Here is a 21021-nt window from a genome sequence, read left to right on the forward strand (position 1 = left end):
CCGCGCTTCACCGCCGAACCCACCGCAAAGATCACACAGGTCACCTGTGAAGATCGGGGCCGTGCCGGACATCAACGCAGCATGAGTACGACGGACGACGCCTTCGCGGCGGCCTACCGCGCGCACTACTGGGCGGTCAGCCGCTTCGTCGCGCGGCGTCTCGACCCGGGCGCCCACGAGGTCGAGGAGGTGGTCGCCGACGTCTTCTCCATAGCCTGGCGGCGCCGCGCGGAACTCCCGCCGGAGACGCCGCTGCCCTGGCTGTACGCCGTCGCCCGCAACTGCCTCGCCAACACCGTCCGGGGCCTCGGCCGAAGACGCCGGCTGCTCGACCGCATCGGCCACCACGAGCGCGCCCACCGCCGGCAGATCGTGGCAGGCCCCGACGCCGAGCGGCCCGGCGCCTGGGTGCACGAGGCGCTGGCCCGCCTCAGCCCCGCCGACCAGGAGGCGCTGCGCCTCACCACCTGGGAGGAGCTCACGCTCGACGAACTGGCCGTCGCCCTGGAGTGCGGCAAGAACGCGGCGGCGATGCGCCTGCACCGCGCCCGGCGCAGGCTGCGCGCCGAGATCGACCGGATGAACATGACCGTGCCCGCAGGAGGCCGTGACCGTGACTGATCCCGTGGAAGACTCCGTCGCCCCCGACGAACTGGGCCTGCTGCGCGCCGCCGACCCGGTCCCCGCGCACGATCCCCGGTACGCCGACGGCCCCCTGCACCACCGTGCGGAACGCTCCCTCAACCAGCTCCTGCACGGCTCCCGCGCCCGCCGCGCCCGCCGCGCCCGCCGCGTCCTGGTGCTGCGCGCCGAGGCCACCGTGTGCGCGCTCGCCGCGCTCCTCGTGCTCGGCCTGACCTACGCCGCCGCGCCCCCGGCGACCGCCGAACCGGCCCGGCCGTCCGGCAGCACGGCGGGACCGGTCGGCGACCTGCCCTAACGCAGGCCGTGCCTGCGGGCCACCATCCGCTCACTCGCGCCACGCGGCAGCAGCCGCCGCAGCGCGAACGCCACCGGCGCGTTGCTGCCGACGGCGTAGAACGGCCGGGGGCGTGGCGCCTCGATCGCCGTGACGATCCTCGCCGCCACCCGCTCGGCCGAAATCCCGTGCGCCTCATTGGAGTTGAGGGCGGAGATCATGGTGTCGTACGCGCTCCTGAAGGGGGAGTGCAGGCCCACGTACTGGGTGCGGCGCTCGCTGATCCCGGTGGCGATGGCGCCCGGCTCGACGGTCGTGATGCCGACGCCGTACGGGGTGTACTCGCGCCGCGCCGCGCTCGCGAAGCCCTTGATCGCGGCCTTCGAGGCGACGTACGAGGAGCGGTAGGCGAGCGGGAAGCTGGCCAGCATCGAGCCGACCATGACGACCCGGCCGCGCCGCCGCTGCCGCATCCCGGGCAGCAGCAGCTGGCTGAGCCGCACGGCGCCGAAGACGTTGAGCTGGAACAGCCGCTTGACGGCATCCATCGGCAGTTCCTCGAAGGGCCCGCTCTGCGATTCGCCCGCGTTGTTCACGAGCACGTCGACATCGCCCGCCGCGGCCGCACACGCCTCGACGCTCGACTCGTCGGCAAGGTCGAGCGCCAGGTAAGTCACCCCGGGAACGGGCAGGTTGACCTTCTCCGGGTTCCGGCTCGTGCCGTACACCCGGTAGCCGCGCCGCACCAGCGCGGCGGCGACCGCCGCGCCGATCCCCGACGAGGCCCCGGTCACCAGGGCGGTGCCGCGTGTTCCGACGCCGCTCACGCCAGGCTCCTGGCGAGCGCGCGGCCTGCCGCCCGGCCGGAGAAGATGCAGCCGCCGAGGAAGGTGCCCTCCAGCGCGTTGTAGCCGTGCACGCCGCCGCCGCCGAACCCGGCGACCTCACCGGCCGCGTACAGCCCGTCGAAGACGGACCCGTCGGGCCGTACGACCTGCGAGTCGAGCGTGGTCTCCAGACCGCCCAGCGTCTTGCGGGTCAGCACGTGCAGCCGTACGGCGATCAGCGGTCCCTGCGCCGGGTCGAGGAGGCGGTGCGGCTTGGCGACGCGGGTGATGCGGTCGGGCCAGTAGGCGCGGGCGTTGCGCACGGCCATCAGCTGGAGATCCTTGGAGTAGCCGTGCTCGGCCTCCCGGTCCCGGGCGACGATCTCCCGCTCGACCTGCTCGTACTCCACGGGCGTCTTGGGCGTCAGCTCGTTCATCCCGGCGACCAGGTCCTTGAGGTTGCGCCGTACGACGAAGTCCTCGCCCTGTTCCAGGAACGCCTTGATCGGGCCGGGTGCGCCCTTCTTCACGCGCTGCAGTACCAGTTTGAGGTCCTTGCCGGTGATGTCGGGGTTCTGCTCGGACCCCGAGAGCGCGAACTCCTTCTCCACGATGGCCCGCGTCAGCACGAACCACGTGTGGTCGTAACCGGAGGCGGTGATGTGCTTCAGCGTGGCGAGCGTGTCGTGTCCTGGGAAGAGCGGCGCGGGCAGCCGCTTGCCGGTCGCGTCCAGCCACAGCGACGACGGGCCCGGGATGATCCGGATGCCGTGTCCCGGCCAGATCGGGTCCCAGTTCTTCAGACCCTCCGTGTAGTGCCACATGCGGTCGCGGTTGACGAGGGACGCGCCCGCGCCCTCGGTGATCTCCAGCATGCGCCCGTCGACGTACGCGGGAACGCCCGTCACCATCGACTCGGGCGGCTGCCCCACCCGCTCGGTCGGCCAGTTCTTCCTGACCAGGTCATGGTTGCCGCCGATACCGCCCGAGGTGACGACGACGGCCTGCGCGCGCAGCTCGAACTCCCCGGCGCTCTCCCGCGACGAGGCCACGCCCCGCGCTTCGAAGGAGGGCTCCAGCAGTGCCCCGCGGACGCCGACCGCGGCCCCGCCCTCGACGATCAACTCATCCACGCGGTGGCGGTACTTGAAGGCGACGAGCCCGCGGGAAGCCGCCTCGAGGACCGGCTCCCGGAACACCCGCACGACCTCGGGGCCCGTGCCCCAGGTGAGGTGGAAGCGGGGCACGGAGTTCCCGTGCCCGGTGGCGGTCCCGGCGCCGCGCTCGGCCCATCCGACGTTCGGCGTGAGCTTCAGGCCGAGCCCGGCCAGATAGTCGCGCTTCTCCCCGGCCGCGAAACTCACGTACGCCTCGGCCCACTTGCGCGGCCACCGGTCCTCGCGCTCCCGGTCGAAGCCCGCGGAGCCCAGCCAGTCGGCGAGCGCGAGTTCGTAGGAGTCCTTGATGCCCATCCGGCGCTGCTCGGGGCTGTCGACGAGGAAGAGCCCGCCGAGCGACCAGAAAGCCTGGCCGCCGAGGTTGGCCTCGTTCTCCTGGTCGACGAGCACGACGCGCTTGCCCGCACGCGTCAGTTCATAGGTGGCGACGAGCCCGGCGAGCCCGGCCCCCACGACGATGACATCGGCCTGGAAGCCGCTGGTGTCGCTCATGCGCTCTCCATGGGTGTGCTGTAGGCGTCGAGTACGTTCATGAACAGGGCCTCGCGACGGGCCCGTACGGACGCGTCGTCCGGCTGCAGCAGAACCTGCACGGTCGTCCCGTCGTGCACGGCGACGAGCGCGTCACCGAGGGCGCGCTCGTCGGTCACCCGCCGTCCGAGCCGCCGCAGCGCGGTCACGAAGACCGGCAGGATCGTGTCCCGGATCGCCTGCTCCCGGGCGGCCATCACGCGGCGCAGCCCCGGATTGCGCAGGGCGTGCACGGTGAACTCGGCGGTGATCCGGTACCAGGCGTCGTCCACCGGGGTCGCCGCGATCGCGGCCCGCACGGCGGATTCGGGGTCGGCCGGGTCGAGGTCGGCCAGGGCGCTGCGCACATCGCCGAGCATCCGCGCCGACCGCTCCTCCCACAAGGCGAGAAACAGCTCGTCCAGGGAGGAGAAATTCGAGTAGAAAGCGCCGCGGGTGAATCCGGCGCGCTCACAGACCTGCTCGACGGTGGAGCGCCCGAACCCCACCTCGGCGAACACGTCGAGCGCGGCGTCGAGCAGCCGCTGCCGCGTGCGCGCACGCCGCTTCGTGACGGTGCCCGGCATCGTCGCCTCCTCCGTTGGATACAGGAACGTATTCGATACGTTCCTGTATCCACAAGAGCAGCGGTACAGGGGTCAGACGAAGATCTCGATCAGCGTCCACACGGCGAGCAGGAGCATGCACACGCCGCCGATCCGCTGCACGGTCTTCAGCGGCACCCGCTTCGCGATGAACCGTCCGGCGATCAGCGCGAGCGCGGAGACGGACATCAGGGCGGCGGCGGAGCCGATGGCGGTGGACCAAGTGCCGTTCGTGGCCGCGAGGTTGGCGGTGGTGATCTGTGTCAGATCGCCCCATTCGCCGATGAAGACGGCCATGAACGCGGTGCCGAAGACGGGCCAGAAGCCGGTCACGGTCTTCGCGCCCGCCTCGTCGTCCTCGTCGTCCCCGCCGCCGCGCAGCAGCATGAAGGCGCCGAACGCGAACAGCAGGGCCGAGACCAGCTTCACGATCCAGTCCGGCAGCAGGCCGAGCAGCGATCCGGCGCCCACGGCGATGGCCACGTGCACGATGAAGGCGGCGGAGGCCCCGAACCAGACGTAAAGGGGCTTCATCCGGGTGCCCATCGCCAGCGAGGCGAACATGGTCTTGTCCGGAAGCTCGGCGAGGAAGATCAGCCCGAAGGCGGTGAGGATCGCCAGGGGGTCGAGATCGAGATGCATCAGCGGGCGCTTTCTGTACGGGCCGGGTTCTCGCAACCCACCCGCCGCGCGGAGAGGACCACTCGACCCGGCAGCCATGACACGTATGCCCTACGCGTCAGTCGTTCTGCCTGGTCGAAGGTCTCGCCCACCCGAACCGTCACGGCTCGAGCCCGGCCACCGGGAACCCGGGGGTTCCAGTGTGTCGACGACCGGTTCGCGGGGCTACTCCCCTTCGCTTGCACCTCAAGGCTACATGGCGGCCGGACAGGCGCACGAAAAGGCCCGACCGCTGACGACGGGGGATGCATCAGCGATCGGGCTGCAAGCAACCGTACAAGGCCGCCGGGCGGTAGCGGCAGGGCCGACCGGCCAGTATGGCTTGTTGTGATCGGTGCCACGCGGCGTCACACGCCGTGAAGCTCAGCCCTGAGGCCGGAAACTATTACTCGTCGCACGGCGGCTCGTAGGTGAGCCGGGGCAGGTACTCGTGCCACTTCTCCCGTGTCAGGACGTCCCGCGTGGTCGAACAGATACGGCGGATCGCCGCCGCGGTGTCCAGATTCCACAGCCTGACGGTGTCGGCCCCGCTCGAAATTCCGAGCAGGTTGGTGTGCGGACTGAACGACAGAAAACTGCCCGTCTTGGCGTTCGGGCTCATCGACTGGCCGATCGGGGAGGTGTCGGCGGGACGGGAGACGTCCCAGAGGCGGACCGAGTTGTCATTGCCACCACTGGCCAGGGTCCGGCCGTTCCGGCTGAAGGTCAGGGACACCACCGCGTCGGTGTGCCCGGTCAGGGCGACACCGAGCCCGGCCGCCCGGCGCGGCTCGGTGACGTTCCAGAGCCGGACGGTGCCGTCGTCGCTGCCGCTGGCCAGAGTGTGCCCGTCCGGGCTGTAGTCAAGGGTGTTGACGGGCCCCAGATGCCCGGCCAGCGGCCCGCCGAGCCGCCCGGCGCGGCGCGGGTCCGACACGTCCCAGAGCCGGACCGTCCCGTCGGCGCTGCCACTGGCCAGGGTCCGGCCGTCGGTGCCGAAGACGAGGGCGTTCACGTACCCCGTATGACCGGTGAGCGGCCGGCCGAGCGGGCGGGGCCGGGCCGGGTCGGCGACGTTCCACAGCCGCACGGTGCGGTCGGTCCAGGCCGTGGCCAGGGTCCGCCCGTCAGGACCGAAGGCGAGCGCGCGAGGCCCCGCGAATCGTGTCTTCAACGCCATCGGCGGGCCGTAGGGGACCGGCCGGGCGGGGCCCGTGACGTTCCACAGCTGTACCGCGCGGCTTCCCGTCAGGACCGCGAGCGTACGGCCGTCGGGGGAGAACGCCATCGAACGCGGCTCCCCCTCACCGGGGTCGAACGGCTCGCCCAGCGGCACCGGCCTGCTGGGCCGCTCCACATTCCACAGCCGCACCTTGTTGTCCCCGGCAGCCGTGGCGAGCACCTTCCCGTCGGGGCTGAACGCCCCGATGCGGCCGATCATGTCCGACGTCGGTATCGACCACAGGCGGACCTTGTTGTCGCCGCTCCCCGTGGCCAGGGTCCGCCCGTCGGGGCTGAATCCGACGGCGTACATCTCCCCGCTGCCACCGGCGAGCGGCTCACCGACCTGCGAGGGGCGGGCCGGATCGCTGACGTTCCACAGGCTCGCCGTACTGTCCGCGCTGCCGACCGCGAGCATCGTCCCCGCGGGGTTGAAGGCCACGGACCAGACGGGGCCGGTGTGGGCGGTGAGCGGAGCGCCGCGGGGCCGCGCGTGGCGGGGGTCCGCGATGTTCCACAGCCGGACGGTGTGGTCGGTGCCGCCACTGGCGAGGGTGCGGCCGTCGGGGCTGAAGGCGACCGAGTGCACCGTGCCCTGATGGCCGGTCAGCACCGTGTCGATCGCTTTCGGCGCCCGTGGCTCGGCCGTGTCCCACAGCCTGATCGTGCCGTCGTCCCCACCGGCGGCAAGGGTCCGCCCGTCCGGGCTGAACGCCACGGAACGCACGGCGGCGGTGTGGCCGGTCAGCGTGCCGATCGGCTTCGGGCGCCGAGGCTCGGCCACGTCCCACAGCCGTACGGTGTGGTCCTCATCGGCCGAGGCGAGCGTGTGCCCGTCCGGGCTGAAGGCGAGCAGATAGATGGTGGCCGCATGGCCGGCCAGCGGCGCGCCCAAACGGCGCGGGTGGCCCGGGTCCCGCACGTCCCACAGCCGGACGGTGCCGTCGTCCGAAGCGCTGGCGAGGGTCTTCCCGTCGGGGCTGAAGAGGGCGGTGCTCACCCAACTGGTGTGTCCGGTAAGGGGTTTGCCCAAGGGCTCCGGGTGCGTCGGATCGGCCACGTCCCACAGCCGGACGGTCCGGTCGTAGCCGGCGGTGGCGAGCACCTTCCCGTCCGGGCTGAACGAGGTGAGGTAGACGGCGCCGGTGTGGCCGAGCAGCGGTGAGGCCAGGGGCGCGTTCACGATCGAGATCAGCCGGTTCGTCGTGGTCTCGTCGTCCGGCCGCAGCCGGTGCGCCACCAGGTCGAGGCGTGCGGCCAGCGAGGGATCCGAGTCCTGGACCCGCTCGGCCTCCGCGACCACCTGCTGGAACACGGCGTCGTTGCGCTGCTGCCACGCGATCACCGCCGCGGTGACCGCCAGCATCGCCAGGACGACCAGGGCCGACACCGCGCCACGACTGAGCAGGACGGTGCGCCGGCGCAGCCCGGCCGAAGCCTTCAGGAAGTCGGCCGCGCCCCGCGTCGGATACGTGTCGCCGGCCGACGCCGCCCACGCGCGGGCCTGCTCGAGCCGGGACCCCCGGTAGAGCAGCGCCGTATCGCGGCCCGACTCCTCCCACGCCCTGCCGTCCTCTTCGAGGCGCTGGCGCAGCAGATGGTCGTTCTTCCCGTCGTCGATCCAGCCGCGCAGCCGCGGCCAGGCGTGCAGCAGCGCCTCGTGCGTGATCTCGACGGTCTCCGCGTCGAGCGTCACCAGCCGGGCGCGGACCAGGGCTTCGAGTGACTCCTCCGTCTTGGCGGGATCCGTCGACTCGTCCGCCAACTGGCGCCGCGTGCCCCGCCGCCGCGTGGCCTGCGTGTCCTCGCCCAGCCGCACCAGCCTGAGGAGCAGCAGTCTCGCGGCCGTACGGGCCGCCGGGTCGAGAGCGGACCAGGCCCGCTCGGCGGTCGCCGCCACCGCGCCCTGGATCCCGCCTGCCGCGCGGTACCCGGCCAGGGTCAGCCTGCCCGACTTGCGCCGCTGCCAGGTGGCCAGCATCGCGTGGGAGAGGAGCGGCAGCGCACCCGCGTCCTGCGCCCCGCGCGGCCCGTCGGTACTCACTTCCCGGACGATGAGCTCCGCGAGCCCGGGCTCGAGTTCGAGCCCCACCGCCTTGGCCGGGCCGGTCACCGCTTTGCGCAGGTCGGTGTTGGTCAGGGGCCCGAGCACCATGTGCCGGTGCTGCAACGCGTGGGCCAGCTCGGGATACCCGAGGCACTCCTCGTAGAAATCGGCGCGGATGCCGAGGACCACGAGCGCGGGAGGCCGTTCGTCGCCGCTCGTGGGGGTGGCGGCGGTGTGGAGCAGCTCGATGAAGGCGCGCCGGGCGGCCTTGTCCGGGCAGAGGGTGAATATCTCCTCGAACTGATCCACGATGATGACCGGCCGGGGCGCGGAGGCGGTCGTGGAAGGGGGCGGGGGAGGGGGCGGGGAGCTGGTCGCGGAGTGGGCCGCGACAGCTCCCGGGCTCGCGACAGCGTCCCGGATCGCGTCGGCATGCCGGTACGGATCGCTGCCCGGTACGAGCTGCAGCACGTGACCGCGCCCGTCGCCCAGCTCGCCGTTCTGCACCGCGGGCGCCAGACCGGCGTTCAGCAGGGACGATTTCCCCGCCCCCGACGCGCCTACGAGCATGACCAGGCCGCCCGTCCGCTCCGCGGCGAGGAGCAGCTCGATGAGGTTCTCCGTGCTCCGCTCCCGCCCGAAGAACCAGTGGGCGTCCTGCTGCCGGTACGAAGCCAGCCCCCGGTACGGGCAGACCCCCGGGGCGGCCGGCGCCTCCGCCAGGAGCTGCCCCTCGCCCGTGCCGGGGGTCGCGCCGGGATCGTCGCCAGGACCGGCCACCGCGCTCTCCCACAGGCGCTGCCAGTGGCTCATGTCGTAGAGGCCGGCGGAGACCGGCACGGGCCGCTCACGTCGTGCCTCGGGTATCAGGACATGCAGAACGGCGGCCAGGGCGGTGAACTGGGCCGGCACGTTCCTGGCCCGGCGCCAGTCGCTGATCCGCTGCGCGGACACCCGTACGGGACGGCCCCGCTCGTCGATCCGCTGAAGCCGGACGACCGCTTCGGACACGCGCTTGAGGGGCGGGTTACCGGCTTCCCTGTAGAGCAGAGAGAGCCGTTCCGCGAAGGCCGTGCGCGCCCCCGAGAAGGAACCCGACACCTCCTCCACCCCTTACATCCGCCGAGCATCCGCGAATCCGCCTCTCCGGCGCATCCGGACCGGAAAACTCACCTTATAGGTCTGACCTGCACTTATGTTGTCCGGACGGGGAGGCGTACTCCTCAGTCGGCACCGTGAATGGCAGGATCACGCCCAGTAGAGAACCCAGCACGCCGGGCCACCCGAGCATCATCTGCCCACCGCTCGGAGGGATCATTCCCGGCCTGGGATATTGCTTGCCGCGTGCCGCTCCGCCGATGCGGCGCGCGGCGGCGCAGTCCGCGTCGTTCGGTGCCGGTCCGCACGAGGGGAGGGACCGGCTCCGATACGACGTGACGCAGCGGCTACAGGTGCAGCATGGACATGATTTCCGTGCTCCGTACCCCGGTCGCCACGCTCGGCACCTTCTCGCCGGGCACGATCCACCCCGCGTCCTCGGCCGCCGCGACCGCGGCCTTCTCCGCCGTGTCGGCGTCCGCGTTGAGACCTTCGTCGCGGCCCATGTGCTCTGCGCCCGCTGCCGCGGCGGCGGCCTGCGAGGCTTTGAGGGCGGCCTGCACGGCGCGAGCGGAGCGCTCTGTGCCTGCTGCGGTTTCTGCGGTTGCTGCGTTTTCTGTGTTTTCTCCGCGTGCCCTGCCGGCATCGACACGTTGTCCCATCTGGGAAGCCTGCGCCGCGGCTGCCGCCGCGTTCCGGGCGCAGCGCGAATCCGCGGCCGGGTCGGGGGCGCCCTCCGCCAGCACGGCGAGCGCCTGAGCCGCCGTACGGGCGGCGTGAGCGGCTTTCCAGACGGCGTCGGCGTGGCCGTCGGAGCGTTCGCCGGAAGCGCTTCTCTGATCCTCGGCTTCCTCGGCTTCCTCGGCTTCCTCAGCTTCCTCGACATAGCGGCTGAGGGCGGCCGCGCGGGCCGCGGCGCTTTCGGCCCTGGCCGCGTGCCCCTTGCGCAGAGCCGCTTCCGCTTCCGCCACCGTCTGCGGCTTCTCATCTCCGTGACTGTCCACGTTCACCGCAATCTCCTTGTCTCACTGGCCTCACTGCTGAAAGAGGCCTGGTCTCACCGCTGAAAGAGGCCGAGGGCGTCGTCCAGTGACCAGGTCTGCCACCCCATCCCGAGCAGCGCGACGAGCGCGATCAGGCTCATCATCAGGTTCTGTCCCTGCTCGCTGACGTCATGGATCATCAGCACCAGATAGATCAGGCTCAGGGCGAGACCGCAGACCAGGGCGACCGGCGTCAGGAAGCCGGCGACGAGGCCGAGGCCGAGCGCCAGCTCCGCGTACGCGACGACGTGGGCCATCACCCGGGGCCGTGGCTCGACCACCACGGCGAAGCCCGACCGGACGAAGGACCACCGGTGCTTGTCGGCGATGCCGGCGGCCCATTCGATGCCGCCGCCGCGGAACCAGGTCTTCTTGTCCTTGTGGCGCCAGCTCTCCAGCCACCACAGGCCGAGGCCGATCCGGAGCACGGCGAACCACTCGGCACCGCTGAGCCACCACGTCTGCATTCCGGTCCTCCCGCGAATTCCTGACGATGCGTCAGTTCAGCGGAACACGGCCGATCCCGCAAGAGGCGCGGCGCGGGCGGACCCTTGTCGTCGGTGAGGCTGGGCCATACGCTAAATCTGATGGGTCGTCAGATCCTGGTCGCGAAACGGGCAAGCAGTAGGGGGCAAGACGTGATCAGCAGTGAGAACGGTGAGCACGGCGGGAACGGCACCGAGGAACGGGAACTCCCCCGGGTCATCAGCGTGGACGACCACGTGATCGAGCCCGCGCACCTCTTCGAGACGTGGCTCCCGGCCAAGTACCGCGAGCTGGGTCCGCAGCCCTTCACCGCGGGGATCGGCGAACTGGCGTATGTCGGCGGGAAGTACAAGTTCACGACGGATCTGGAGGGCCAGATCACCGACTGGTGGAGGTACGAGGGGGAGATCTTCCCGTACAAGCGCATCATCGCGGCCGTCGGGTTCTCGCGGGACGAGATGACGCTCGACGGCATCACGCGCGAGCAGATGCGGCGCGGCTGCTGGGACCCGAAGGCCCGCCTGGCGGACATGGACATCAACCACGTCGAGGCCTCGCTGTGCTTCCCGACCTTCCCGCGCTTTTGCGGCCAGACCTTCGCGGAGGCCAAGGACAAGGAAGTCGGGCTCGCCTGCGTGCGCGCGTACAACGACTGGATGGTCGAGGAATGGTGCGGTGACAGCGGGGGCCGGCTGATTCCGCTGTGCCTGATACCTCTCTGGGACATCGACCTGGCCGTCGCCGAGATCAAGCGGAACGCGGCACGCGGCGTGCGTGCCGTGACCTTCTCCGAGATCCCGACCTACCTCGGCCTGCCGTCGATCCACTCCGGGTACTGGGACCCGTTCTTCGCGGCCTGCCAGGAGACGGGCACCGTCGTGAACATGCACATCGGGTCCAGCTCACAGATGCCCGCCGCGTCACCGGACGCCCCGCCCGCGGTCCAGGCCTCGCTGAGCTTCAACAACGCCATGGCCTCGATGATGGACTTCCTGTTCAGCGGCGTGCTCGTGAAGTTCCCGAAGCTCAAACTCGCGTACAGCGAGGGGCAGATGGGCTGGATCCCGTACGCCCTCGAACGCGCCGACGACGTGTGGGAGGAGCACCGGGCCTGGGGCGGGGTGAAGGACCTCATCCCCGAGCCGCCGTCCACGTACTACTACCGGCAGATCTTCTGCTGCTTCTTCCGCGACAAGCACGGAGTCGAGGCGATCGAGACGGTCGGCGTGGACAACGCGACCTTCGAGACCGACTATCCGCACGTCGACTCGACCTGGCCGCACACGAAGCAGGTCGCGCAGGACCACGTCGGGCACCTCCCGGAGGAGGTGGCGTACAAGCTGCTCCGGGGCAACGCGATCCGCATGCTGGACCTGCCCTTCGACCGGGACCGGGACCGGGCGCGGGCCTGAGCGGTCGGGTGCGCCAGAAGCTACCGTGACCGGGCCCCGAAGAAGGCGATGGGGCCCACGGAAGGCGACTGGATGACCACCCCCGTACCCGATGTATCCGATGTATCCGACGTAATGAGCACCCCCACGGGCACCCCCAAGGGCACCCCCTCGGGCACCCCCATGAGCAATCTCATGACCACTCTCGGCAGGCGCTACGTCCGCTACGCGCCCGGCAGGGTGGGCAAGGGCCGGCTCGCTGCCGGGTACCTCAACCCCCGGCTGCGGGACGCCCCGAGGCAACGGGTCGCGGAGTCCCGCCAGGGCGCCCGGTTCGCCCTGGACACCCAGGACCTGATCCAGCGCTACCTCTACCTGTTCGGCGTCTGGGAACCCCACATGACGCGGTGGCTGGAGACCCGGCTGCGCCCCGGCGACGTCCTGGTGGACGTCGGCGCCAACATCGGTGTGTTCTCCGTGCTCGGCTCGCGCCTCGTCGGCAGCACGGGCCGGGTGGTGGCCGTCGAGGCCTCGCCCACCTTCCACCGCCGACTGGTGCGGCATGCCGAGCTCAACCACTGCGACAACATCCGCGCGGTCAACACCGCCGTGTCGGACGCGCGTCGGACGCTGACCTTCGTCCTCGCCAGCTCGCGCAACATGGGTGCCAACTCGATAGTCCCGTACGACGGTCCCGCGGAGTCGACGTTCGAGACCGAGGCGGTGCCGCTCGCGGACGTTCTGAAGCCGGAAGAGGTGTCCGGAGCCCGGGTGATCAAGATCGACGTGGAAGGTGCGGAGGGGAGTGTCGTGCGCGGTCTGGCTCCGTTGCTCGGCGACCTCCGGCCGGACGCCGAGATCGCCGTGGAGGTCACGCCGGAACGCATGGAGCAACTCGGCGACTCGGCGGACGAGTTGCTGGAGACGATGCGCACGCACGGCTTCCACACGTACCGGCTCCCCACCGACTACTCGGCCGCCGGCTACCCGCGGGCGATCCGGCACCCCGCGGCCCCGGTCCGCTGGCGGGGGCCGATCACGGGGGAGACCGAGCTGATCTTCTCGCGGGTCGATGCCGAGGTGTTGTTGTGACGTGACCGTGTGCGGGGGCCGTGTACGAGGCCTCGGGCGGACGGCACGAGCCGGGTCAGCTTGATCAGCCGGATCAGCCGGATCAGCCGGATCCCGGTCAGTCGGAGCCGGCCGCGCGGGAGTCCGGTCAGCGGGAGCCGGCCGAGCGGGGGCCCGGTCAGTCGGAGCCGGCCGCCCGGTAGCGCCACTGGAAGGAGCCGAGCGCCCGGGCCCGCGCTTCCACGACGGCCATACGGGCGTCGCGCTCGGCGGCGTCCACATGATCCGCCTGGCCGGTGACCTGCCCCTCCCACTTGCGGTAGAGAAGCCCGACCTCGGAGGAGAACCAGCCCCGGGCAACGGAGTTGAGGGCCAGCAGAAGCCCCGTGTCCTCGGACGCCGGAAGAGCCATCCAGCCGCCGAGCGCGAGCAGCAGATCCCGCCGGACGCAGAGCGTCGCCGGGTGCACCTGGGCCCGATAGTCGTGCGCGGCCCAGTAGTTGAGTACCTCCTGCTGCTCGATGGGTCCGTGCCCGGGATCACCGGGGAAACCCACGGTCGAGCCGTCCGGCAGGAGGTCGAGGGCGCGCGACGTCGCCCATCCGATGCCCGGGTCGGCTTCGAGCGCGGCGACGTCCCGGGCGAGCGCGCCGGACGGGAGCTGGTCGTCGGCGTCCAGGATCTTCACGTACTCCCCGTCCGCGTGCGCGAGCGCCAGGGTGCGCGCGACGCCCGGCCCGCCGGGGCGCCCCTGCCGGAACGAGACCCGCTCGTCGTCGGGAACGTACGGCGCGACCTGATCGGTCCTGCCGTCCTCCTGGATCAGCCAGCGCCACTCCCACCCCTCGGGCAACTCCTGGGCGACGATGGACGTGTACGCGTCCGCCAGGAAGCGAGCGGACGGTGCGTGAACGGCCGTGACGATGACGATGCGCCGACTCACGGCCCACCACCTTTCCGAACCTTTCCGAGTGAGTAGCGCCGGTCAGCGTACGGCTCCTACCGGGGGTCCTGATCGTTCGGGGCGAGGTCGTAGCGTGGACGCATGACCGGTATGAGGCAGATCGAAAGCGACGAGGCCCGCAGGATCGTGGAATCGGGCACGGTCCGCCCCCTCGGAGAACTCCTGCGCATCGCCGAAGCCCGCCACGAGGGCGGCAGGGGCGGCCTGGGCCTCGAGTACGGCCGGGCCGAGGACGCCCCGGACCGCTACCTCTTCGCGACGGAGGTCGAGGACGCGGACGGCATGGTGTGGTCCATGCTCCTGGACGCACACACCGGCGAAATCATCGAGGACCGGCCACCCCAGACGCAGGAGAACGACGACGACGCCCCGCCCGCGGAACCGGAGGCGTCGGAGCACTGATCACCACCGGCGGCACGCGGGAGCGGGGCCGTCGCGGTGCGACCGGCGGAACGTGAAGCCCACCGGTCAGTCGAACCAGACGACGAGCCGAACGTTCTCCGGGCCGTGCAGTTCACCCAGCGTCCGCATCACCTCCCAGACGGGCCCCCAGAGGGTGGAATCTCCCGCGACCGCGCGACGGCTGCGTGCGCCGGAACGGTCGGTCCCGTCCCAGTCGGCAGCGGCCAGTTCGGCCCCGGTGATCCAGGTGGTGCCGTGAACGCAGTCGGGGCCGCCGTAGGCAGTGAAGGCAGCGCGTACTCCGTCGGATGTGTCCTTCGGCAGGCCGCGGTCCGGGGCCAACGGCTGAAACCCGAAGGAGTTGCGTACCCCGAAGAGGCAGGCGAGTGCGTCGTAGGCGTTACCGGTGTTGAGCAAAAACAGGTCGATGGCGGCGGTCCAGATGGTGTCCTCGTCGTCCTCGCCCCAGACCTTGGCCCACGGCCTGCACTCGATCATGCCGCTCACGTCGGTGGACATGCTCGGATTCTGATGGGCAGGGGTGGTTCCTGTCGTCTGTTTTTCACAGGCTTGGACCACACTGCGGTTCGTTCAATGCGCTGAAGGACCGCACCCGTTGTGTGAGCCCTGACAGCACGAGGACGAGATCCTCTTCTGTCTGGAGAAGGCGGTGCTCAGGGTCACCCAGGCGCTTGTCTCGCTGCGGCCGTCGACCGGAGATGTGCCGAGAGTGAGGTGGCTCGGGGGACGAATGCCTTCGTCGGCGGAGGAAGCCCCCGCAAAGGTCAGGCATTCCGCCACTGCTCAGTGCTGCAGCCAACTTCGTAGTGCCACCACCCTTCCTCTTCCCCTTGAGCCAGGAGCGCCTTGATCCCGGCGAAGTCCGCACCGGCCGGCGCGGTGAAGGCCACCAGGGGGAAGTCCTCGCTGAACACCTCGCCGCCGAGCCCGAACGCCGAAAGGCGCTGGTGCACCGCCTGTGGGCTGCGTCCCAAGGGGCCGGTGGGAATGGGTACGACGCGAATCGTGCAGTTGCCGGCGGTGCTGACGCGTCCAACGGCCCAGTGGAGGCCGTCGTCGTCGGTCTGATAGCGAACCACGTCACCTTCAGCGACCCCGTCCTGAAGGAAGGGGATGTTCTGCACGATGGCCGTGTCGGCGCCGAGCGTCGTTGCCCACAGCCCTTCTCTGTCCTGCGGGAACCACCCATCGCGAGGGACGAACCGGAACCAGACCTTGATCTTCTCGACCGTGCTCTCCATGACGGGCATCATGCGCCGCCTGGAATCGGCACTTCCCGCTGGGGCTGAAACCGCTCTCAACCGGCGCCGTACTGTGGGCGAGAAGGATCGTTCGGGGTTCGGGGGTCGAGTGCGGGTCGAAGATCATGCCGCTTGGGAGCGGAGCTTCCCGGTGAAGTACCTGCTGGTCCGCGAGGACGAGGACGGCCACGACGAGTTCTGGGGGCGGTGCGCGGGTGTCGAGGGCATGTTCGTGGACAAGGTGCCGCGACCGCGCGAGGTCCTGACCCTGCGGGGCTGCGATCCTGAGGGGGTGTTGCGCACCGCGCTGACGCCGGACGGCCAGTCGACCGCCCTGCTGGGTGACGTATGCGTCGAGGTCCGGGACGAAGAGCAGCCGTTGCAGTGGTGGTCCTTGCTGGACTGCGTCGTGATCGCGCATCGGCCGAACCGTGAAGATCCGGCCCTGGTGGACGTCGTGGTCGGAGCGTGTGTCGAGGAAGGTGACGACTGGTCGTCCACTCAGCAGACGGCACCGCGGTTCAAGCTGTTCGCAAGCCTCCCGGGGCGCCCCCTAGGTCCGGCGGGCCAATGCCGCGCTGTGGACGGGCTGTTCGTGACGCGAGACGTCCCGGCGCCCACACCACTGACGCTGATCGGCTGCGAGCCCGCCGAACCCTTGCTTGCCGTACTGCGCCGGCCCCGCAAGTGGGACCGGGACTGGGTGGGGCTGTGGGCCGTGGACCGCACCGGTCGTGTGATGTACCGCCACGTCGTGTCCCTGCGTATCGAGACGGCCGTGCCCTCGGTGCTGGGCGGCGCCCTCGTCGACATCGAGCTCACCGACGGCGGCGACGACCGCCCGCCGCAGCTGGCCCGACCTGTCTGGGAGACCTGGTGGCGAGGCGTCCCGGCCACCCGCAATCAATGGGCGCCGCTCTCCACCGAGGCCAGGTCCGAGTGGCTCGACCTGACTGCCGTCGGCATCAGCGGGCAGGGCCCGGACCGATCGGGCGGTGTCCATTTCCTCGACGGCACGAACGTCACCGACGCGCCCGGCCTGCACTGCGCCATGGGGGAGGCGCTGGCAGGGCCCGGTGGCTACTACGGCCGGGAATGGAACGCCTTCAAGGACTGTCTGCACGGAGGCTTCGGAGTGACGGCTCCCTTCACCCTGGTCTGGCACGACGCCGACATCGCCCGCCAGGCGCTGGCGCAGGACATCTGGGACGCCGAGAAGGGCCTCACCTACTTCGAGGAGATCGTCGAAACCCTCGAACGCTTCGGCGTCACGGTGGTTCTCCGTTGAGGTTCTCTCCTGAACGGTCTCCGGAGATAGGCCACGGAGTCCTGGTCATTGGTGACGATCTCCAGTCCGCGAATCTGCTGGTGCGAGTCCATGGCCAGCTTGTACTCGCCCAGTTCCTTCTCGTCCTCCGGATTCCGGATGAGGCCCTTTCTGTACACCGAAGGAGCTGATACCTCATGGATCTCGACGACTACCAGACGTCGTTCCTCCTCTATGCGCCCGCCAGGAACCCGCACGGCTGGAACCTCGATCTTCCGTCCTTCGCGGAAACGCTCCAGGCCACTTTTCCGGAGGCTCGCTGTGCTGCGCAGCAGAGCGATGTCTCACCGGGCACCGCCCGCCTGCAGTTCTACGCCGTGACGGACGAGGGCGAGGAATTCGACGGCCTCGCCAACACCGATGGCCGCGACAACGTCCTGCTGATCGACAACACCGCGGCCGAGGCGGCCGTGTTCATCGAGTGGCTGCGCGACTCGGTGCTTGCCGACCCCGATCTGATCCGCTTCAGTTCGGAGCTCGCCGTCGAATCAGGGATCGAGACGGACTGGCGTGTGCCCGCTGTCGGTGACCGCGAGGCCATCATCGACGAGCTGCAGCAGCACATCCGTGTCGTAGCAGGCACGTGACCGGAACCGGCGTGCCGGAATTACTTACCCCAGTGACCTGCGGACCGCACTGACCGGCGACGCCGCACGCGTCTGGCCGAAGGAGTTTGGTGCCGGTCCGAGATCGACGACCTCGTTGGCGCCTTCCTGAGGCGGCTCCGCGAGTACCGCCAGGGGACACCGGGGTGCGTGGCGCGGCCCGCAGGGGAGCCGCATCCCGAGTTCGGCTCCCCAGCGGCTCCCAAATGGGCCTGTGAGCTGAGTTGATGGTCCGCTGACGTCCACGGTTGTTCGCCGTTGTGCGGCGCGGTTGTCACGCAGTCAGACACTCACCGTTCGCCCGTCGGTGAATCGGAGATCTGTCGCGCAAACTCCTCGACGACCTGCGGCACAACGCGTTGGACGTCCTCGGCTTGCAGAGCGACAACGAGGGCCTGATGTACCTCCGCATACGCCCGTCCGCCGTGCGTGGCCCGGGTGCGCTCGACCGCCCGCTCGACCTTGGCGAGGTGCTCCGCAACGATCGGCATGGACTTGTCGTACTCGCTCGGGTCGATGGCCACGTGCCTAGCCGACCAGCGCGGGGAGGCTGAGGTCAAGGTCGGGGCGGTCATAAGCTTGGGAAGCTCGATTGATCTAGGAGGAGTTGGGCGTCTGGCCTGCGGGGGAGCGGCCTGGCGGCGACCGTGAAGGACTGCATGAGCAGGAGCATCCTGCGGGTTTGGACGCGTCCCTCGTCCAGCCGTTCCCAGGCTTCGTTCGCGGCGCCGGTGTCGAGGACCGATGAGATGGTGCGGAGCGCGATCGCTACCCACCTGTCGGCCTGTGGTGCCGAATACGCGTCGAAGGACCCTCGTAGGTGCGGACCCGCCTGATGCTCGCCGGCGGTCTCGGTCCAGCACTCGCACCAGTAGCCGCGACCTCAAGGGCAGGCGGGATGCCAATCCGCCGCAGCCACCGCACATCGCCGTGTGGCGGTCGGTCCGACGTGGAGGGGACCAAGGCGCGGAAGTCCCGTCGCACGCTCGCTCTGCCAGCGCGTTGCGTCGAGGTCCTGTGGGCCCAGTTCGAGGATCAGGGTTGGGAGCGTCTCGCTGCCGGTGACGGCTGGGAGGAGAACGGGCTGGTCTTCTCCTCGGCCGTCGGTAAGCCGCTGGACGCGACCAACGTCCGTCGGGCCTTCCAGGTGGCCCTCAAGGACGCTGAGGGCGTCAACGCGGACGAGTGGACTCCTCGGGAGCTCCGGCACAGCTTCGTGTCTCTGCTCTCCGACAGTGGCGTGCCGCTCGAAGAGATTTCCCGGCTCGTCGGCCACTCCGGGACGGCCGTGACCGAGGAGGTCTACCGGAAGCAGCTCCGGCCCGTGATCCAGACCAGCGTCGTGGTCATGGACGGCATCGTCGCGGGGGATCGGCGGGATCTGAAGCCGTAGTCACGCAGAGAGACACGCGCCCAGAAACAAGCGAGGCGCCTACCGAATCCGGTAGGCGCCTCACCTGCTGTTTTGGCTGTCGGGGTGGCGGGATTTGAACCCACGACCTCTTCGTCCCGAACGAAGCGCGCTGCCAAGCTGCGCTACACCCCGATGTCGTTGCTCCGCTTCCCGCAGTGCTGCAGGTCGTGGCGACATCGATTACTTTAGCGGACCGGCGGCCTGAGACGAAATCCGGTTTTCGGGGCCCCGGATCTCCGGCCTGATGCGGTCGGCCGTGACGAGGAGCAGGGCCAGGGCGTAGAAGGCCAGGCCGAAGAGGACGGCGTTGCCGAGGACGCCCGGGTAGCCGTGGGCGTCGACGTCCAGGAACGGGTACGGGTAGCGGGCCGGCGTGCCCGGGGTCATGATCGCGCCGCGGGCCAGGGCGAAGCCGAAGTAGGCCAGGGGATAGGCGAGCCAGATGCCCGCGTGGCGCAGGCGCAGGGTGCCGGGGCGGGTCAGCAGGAGCCAGTCCAGTACGGCGCCGATCGGGGTGACCGTGTGCAGGAGCTGGTTGGAGAGCTGACGGGCCCCCGTCATTACCTGGTCCGGGTCGTCCGTCATGGAGAAGCCGCTGGAGTTGTTGGCCAGGATGACGTGGTAGACGAGGCCCGTGATGCAGATGAAGAGCAGGACGCCGCCCGTGACCAGTGGGGGCAGAGGGCGGCGGGTGGTCCAGGCGCGCCATGCCGCGAGGGCGAAGACGACCGCGACCAGGATGTTGGACTGGATCGTGAAATAGCTGAGGACGCGCAGCGCGCTGTCACTGATCGACAGGTCGATGACGATGCCGGTCGCCGCCGCCAGCGCGATGAGGGCGCGGAAGGCGGCGGCCACCGGACGGCGGCGCTGCGGAACGACTGCCTCCGCCGGCACCGAATCGGAACTGGCGGCACTGGCAGCAGGGGGCGGCACGAACATCCACCCACCGTAGAGCGAGCAGGGCCTACCTTGCTCGGGGCGCCGGGGTCAGGGTCAGAAGTGACGCCTCCGGGGGGCACGCGAAGCGGACCGGGGTGTAGCGGTTGGTGCCGCAGCCGGCCGAGACGTGGAGGTACGAGGTGTTGCCCTCGGCCTTGTGCGTCGACAGGCCCTTCACGCGGTCGGTGTCCAGGTCACAGTTGGTGACGAGGGCGCCGTAGAACGGGATGCAGAGCTGGCCGCCATGGGTGTGCCCGGCGAGGACCAGCGGGTAGCCGTCCGCGGTGAAGGCGTCGAGCGTGCGCAGGTACGGGGCGTGGACGACGCCGAGGGAGAAGTCGGGGCCGGTCAGCGGGCCGCCCGCCACCTCCGCGTAACGGTCGCGCTTGATGTGCGGGTCGTCCAGGCCCGTCAGGCCGATCTCGGCACCCGCCACCTTCAGCACACCCCGCGTGTTCGTGAGGTTGAGCCAGCCCGCCTCGTCGAACCCGTCGCGCAGGCCCTCCCACGGGTTGTGGATCACGCCGACAGCGGGCGCGTTGCCGTTCAGGCCGTGCTTGCCGCGGGTCCTGTTCACCAAGTACCGGGCAGGGTTGAGGAACTTGGGCCCGTAGTAGTCGTTCGAGCCGAAGACGTACGCGCCCGGGAACTCCATCAGCGGGCCGAGCGCGTCGAGGACCTCCGGGACGCCCTCGGGGTCCGAGAGGTTGTCGCCCGTGTTGATGACGAAGTCGGGACGCAGACCCGCCAGCGAGCGCAGCCAGCGCTGCTTCTTGCGCTGCCCGCCGACCATGTGGATGTCCGAGACCTGGAGGACGCGGAGCGGTCGCATGCCCTGCGGCAGGACCGGGACCGTCACCCGTCGCAGACGGAAGGAGCGGGCCTCGAAGCCGGCCGAGTAGGCCACTCCGGCGGCGCCCACCGCCGCGATGCCGGCCGTCACCTTCAGAGAGATCTTCGCGGAGGTCTTCAGGGAAGTCTTCAAGGGCGTTCCGTATTGCGCGCGCATGAGGCCCATCGTGTCAGACCTGCCGAGCCCCGGAAATCGG

Annotated in this window: 21 protein-coding genes, 1 tRNA gene and 1 pseudogene; 8 read left to right on the top strand and 15 right to left on the bottom strand. The window is 70.2% G+C overall.

Annotation, left to right across the window (positions count from 1 at the left end):
* Positions 1-81: 81 nt before the first annotated feature.
* A complete protein-coding gene (locus ACIREE_RS30875; RefSeq protein WP_404159358.1) occupies positions 82-621 on the top strand; it encodes an RNA polymerase sigma factor in 540 nt (179 codons plus the stop codon).
* The gene (locus tag ACIREE_RS30880) at positions 614-940 is read left to right on the top strand and encodes a hypothetical protein (protein WP_404159360.1); all 327 of its coding nucleotides are present in this window, start codon (positions 614-616) and stop codon (positions 938-940) included. Before ACIREE_RS30875 ends, ACIREE_RS30880 begins: the two co-directional genes overlap by 8 nt.
* Here ACIREE_RS30880 and ACIREE_RS30885 read toward each other — a convergent pair.
* The 7 genes from ACIREE_RS30885 to ACIREE_RS30915 all read right to left on the bottom strand — a co-directional run bounded on the left by ACIREE_RS30885 (position 937) and on the right by ACIREE_RS30915 (position 10575).
* On the bottom strand, positions 937-1746 hold the full coding sequence (locus ACIREE_RS30885; protein ID WP_404159363.1) for an SDR family oxidoreductase: 810 nt from the start codon (positions 1744-1746) through the stop codon (positions 937-939). The two genes, ACIREE_RS30880 and ACIREE_RS30885, sit on opposite strands and share 4 nt — an antisense overlap.
* Entirely contained in the window at positions 1743-3416 is a 1674-nt protein-coding gene (locus tag ACIREE_RS30890) for an FAD-binding dehydrogenase (RefSeq protein ID WP_404159366.1), read from the bottom strand. Before ACIREE_RS30890 ends, ACIREE_RS30885 begins: the two co-directional genes overlap by 4 nt.
* The gene (locus ACIREE_RS30895) at positions 3413-4021 is read right to left on the bottom strand and encodes a TetR/AcrR family transcriptional regulator (RefSeq protein WP_404159369.1); all 609 of its coding nucleotides are present in this window, start codon (positions 4019-4021) and stop codon (positions 3413-3415) included. Before ACIREE_RS30895 ends, ACIREE_RS30890 begins: the two co-directional genes overlap by 4 nt.
* 72 nt (positions 4022-4093) lie before the next feature.
* A complete protein-coding gene (locus ACIREE_RS30900; RefSeq protein WP_404159372.1) occupies positions 4094-4681 on the bottom strand; it encodes a TMEM165/GDT1 family protein in 588 nt (195 codons plus the stop codon).
* A 424-nt stretch (positions 4682-5105) separates the two neighbouring features.
* A complete protein-coding gene (locus ACIREE_RS30905; RefSeq protein ID WP_404159375.1) occupies positions 5106-9077 on the bottom strand; it encodes a hypothetical protein in 3972 nt (1323 codons plus the stop codon).
* Positions 9078-9412: 335 nt separating this feature from the next.
* Positions 9413-10036 carry a hypothetical protein gene (locus tag ACIREE_RS30910; RefSeq protein WP_404159378.1) on the bottom strand — a complete coding sequence of 208 codons (624 nt, stop codon included), beginning with the start codon at positions 10034-10036 and terminating at the stop codon, positions 9413-9415.
* Positions 10037-10122: 86 nt separating this feature from the next.
* Positions 10123-10575, bottom strand: coding sequence for a DoxX family protein (locus tag ACIREE_RS30915; RefSeq protein ID WP_404159381.1), 453 nt, complete (start codon positions 10573-10575; stop codon positions 10123-10125).
* A 171-nt stretch (positions 10576-10746) separates the two neighbouring features.
* Between ACIREE_RS30915 and ACIREE_RS30920 the strand changes: the two genes are divergently transcribed.
* A complete protein-coding gene (locus tag ACIREE_RS30920; protein ID WP_404159383.1) occupies positions 10747-12006 on the top strand; it encodes an amidohydrolase family protein in 1260 nt (419 codons plus the stop codon).
* 162 nt (positions 12007-12168) lie between these two features.
* Complete coding sequence (locus ACIREE_RS30925) at positions 12169-13077, top strand: FkbM family methyltransferase (protein ID WP_404159772.1); 909 nt, start codon at positions 12169-12171, stop codon at positions 13075-13077.
* A gap of 157 nt (positions 13078-13234) precedes the next feature.
* On the opposite strand, the gene ACIREE_RS30930 is transcribed toward ACIREE_RS30925, so the two are convergent.
* Positions 13235-13999 carry a glycosyltransferase family 2 protein gene (locus ACIREE_RS30930; RefSeq protein ID WP_404159386.1) on the bottom strand — a complete coding sequence of 255 codons (765 nt, stop codon included), beginning with the start codon at positions 13997-13999 and terminating at the stop codon, positions 13235-13237.
* Between the two features lie 102 nt (positions 14000-14101).
* Here ACIREE_RS30930 and ACIREE_RS30935 point away from each other — a divergent pair, with 102 nt between their 5' ends.
* Positions 14102-14422 carry a hypothetical protein gene (locus tag ACIREE_RS30935; protein WP_404159389.1) on the top strand — a complete coding sequence of 107 codons (321 nt, stop codon included), beginning with the start codon at positions 14102-14104 and terminating at the stop codon, positions 14420-14422.
* 66 nt (positions 14423-14488) lie between these two features.
* On the opposite strand, the gene ACIREE_RS30940 is transcribed toward ACIREE_RS30935, so the two are convergent.
* On the bottom strand, positions 14489-14941 hold the full coding sequence (locus tag ACIREE_RS30940) for a hypothetical protein (protein ID WP_404159392.1): 453 nt from the start codon (positions 14939-14941) through the stop codon (positions 14489-14491).
* Between the two features lie 266 nt (positions 14942-15207).
* Positions 15208-15684 carry a DUF4265 domain-containing protein gene (locus tag ACIREE_RS30945; protein WP_404159394.1) on the bottom strand — a complete coding sequence of 159 codons (477 nt, stop codon included), beginning with the start codon at positions 15682-15684 and terminating at the stop codon, positions 15208-15210.
* A gap of 151 nt (positions 15685-15835) precedes the next feature.
* On the opposite strand from ACIREE_RS30945, the gene ACIREE_RS30950 reads away from it, so the two are divergent.
* A complete protein-coding gene (locus ACIREE_RS30950; RefSeq protein ID WP_404159396.1) occupies positions 15836-16972 on the top strand; it encodes a barstar family protein in 1137 nt (378 codons plus the stop codon).
* On the opposite strand, the gene ACIREE_RS30955 is transcribed toward ACIREE_RS30950, so the two are convergent.
* Entirely contained in the window at positions 16912-17208 is a 297-nt protein-coding gene (locus ACIREE_RS30955; RefSeq protein ID WP_404159399.1) for a restriction endonuclease fold toxin-2 domain-containing protein, read from the bottom strand. The genes ACIREE_RS30950 and ACIREE_RS30955 overlap by 61 nt on opposite strands.
* Between ACIREE_RS30955 and ACIREE_RS30960 the strand changes: the two genes are divergently transcribed.
* Positions 17149-17598: a hypothetical protein gene (locus ACIREE_RS30960; RefSeq protein ID WP_404159402.1), complete on the top strand. Its 450-nt coding sequence runs from the start codon at positions 17149-17151 to the stop codon at positions 17596-17598. The two genes, ACIREE_RS30955 and ACIREE_RS30960, sit on opposite strands and share 60 nt — an antisense overlap.
* A 308-nt stretch (positions 17599-17906) precedes the next feature.
* On the opposite strand, the gene ACIREE_RS30965 is transcribed toward ACIREE_RS30960, so the two are convergent.
* Positions 17907-18140 carry a hypothetical protein gene (locus tag ACIREE_RS30965; protein ID WP_404159405.1) on the bottom strand — a complete coding sequence of 78 codons (234 nt, stop codon included), beginning with the start codon at positions 18138-18140 and terminating at the stop codon, positions 17907-17909.
* Between the two features lie 358 nt (positions 18141-18498).
* Here ACIREE_RS30965 and ACIREE_RS30970 point away from each other — a divergent pair.
* A pseudogene (locus ACIREE_RS30970) lies at positions 18499-19009 on the top strand (tyrosine-type recombinase/integrase); the annotation flags it as partial.
* A gap of 79 nt (positions 19010-19088) precedes the next feature.
* On the opposite strand, the gene ACIREE_RS30975 reads toward ACIREE_RS30970, so the two are convergent.
* The 3 genes from ACIREE_RS30975 to ACIREE_RS30985 form a co-directional block, all read right to left on the bottom strand.
* Positions 19089-19162, bottom strand: a tRNA-Pro gene (locus tag ACIREE_RS30975).
* 48 nt (positions 19163-19210) lie between these two features.
* Complete coding sequence (locus ACIREE_RS30980; protein ID WP_404159407.1) at positions 19211-19972, bottom strand: Pr6Pr family membrane protein; 762 nt, start codon at positions 19970-19972, stop codon at positions 19211-19213.
* A 25-nt stretch (positions 19973-19997) separates the two neighbouring features.
* Positions 19998-20981, bottom strand: a complete 984-nt coding sequence (locus ACIREE_RS30985; protein WP_404159410.1) for a metallophosphoesterase — start codon at positions 20979-20981, stop codon at positions 19998-20000.
* Between the last annotated feature and the right edge of the window lie 40 nt (positions 20982-21021).

Origin of the sequence: Streptomyces sp. NPDC102467 (assembly GCF_044765445.1) — a bacterium.
In the GTDB taxonomy this organism is placed as follows: Bacteria; Actinomycetota; Actinomycetes; order Streptomycetales; family Streptomycetaceae; genus Streptomyces.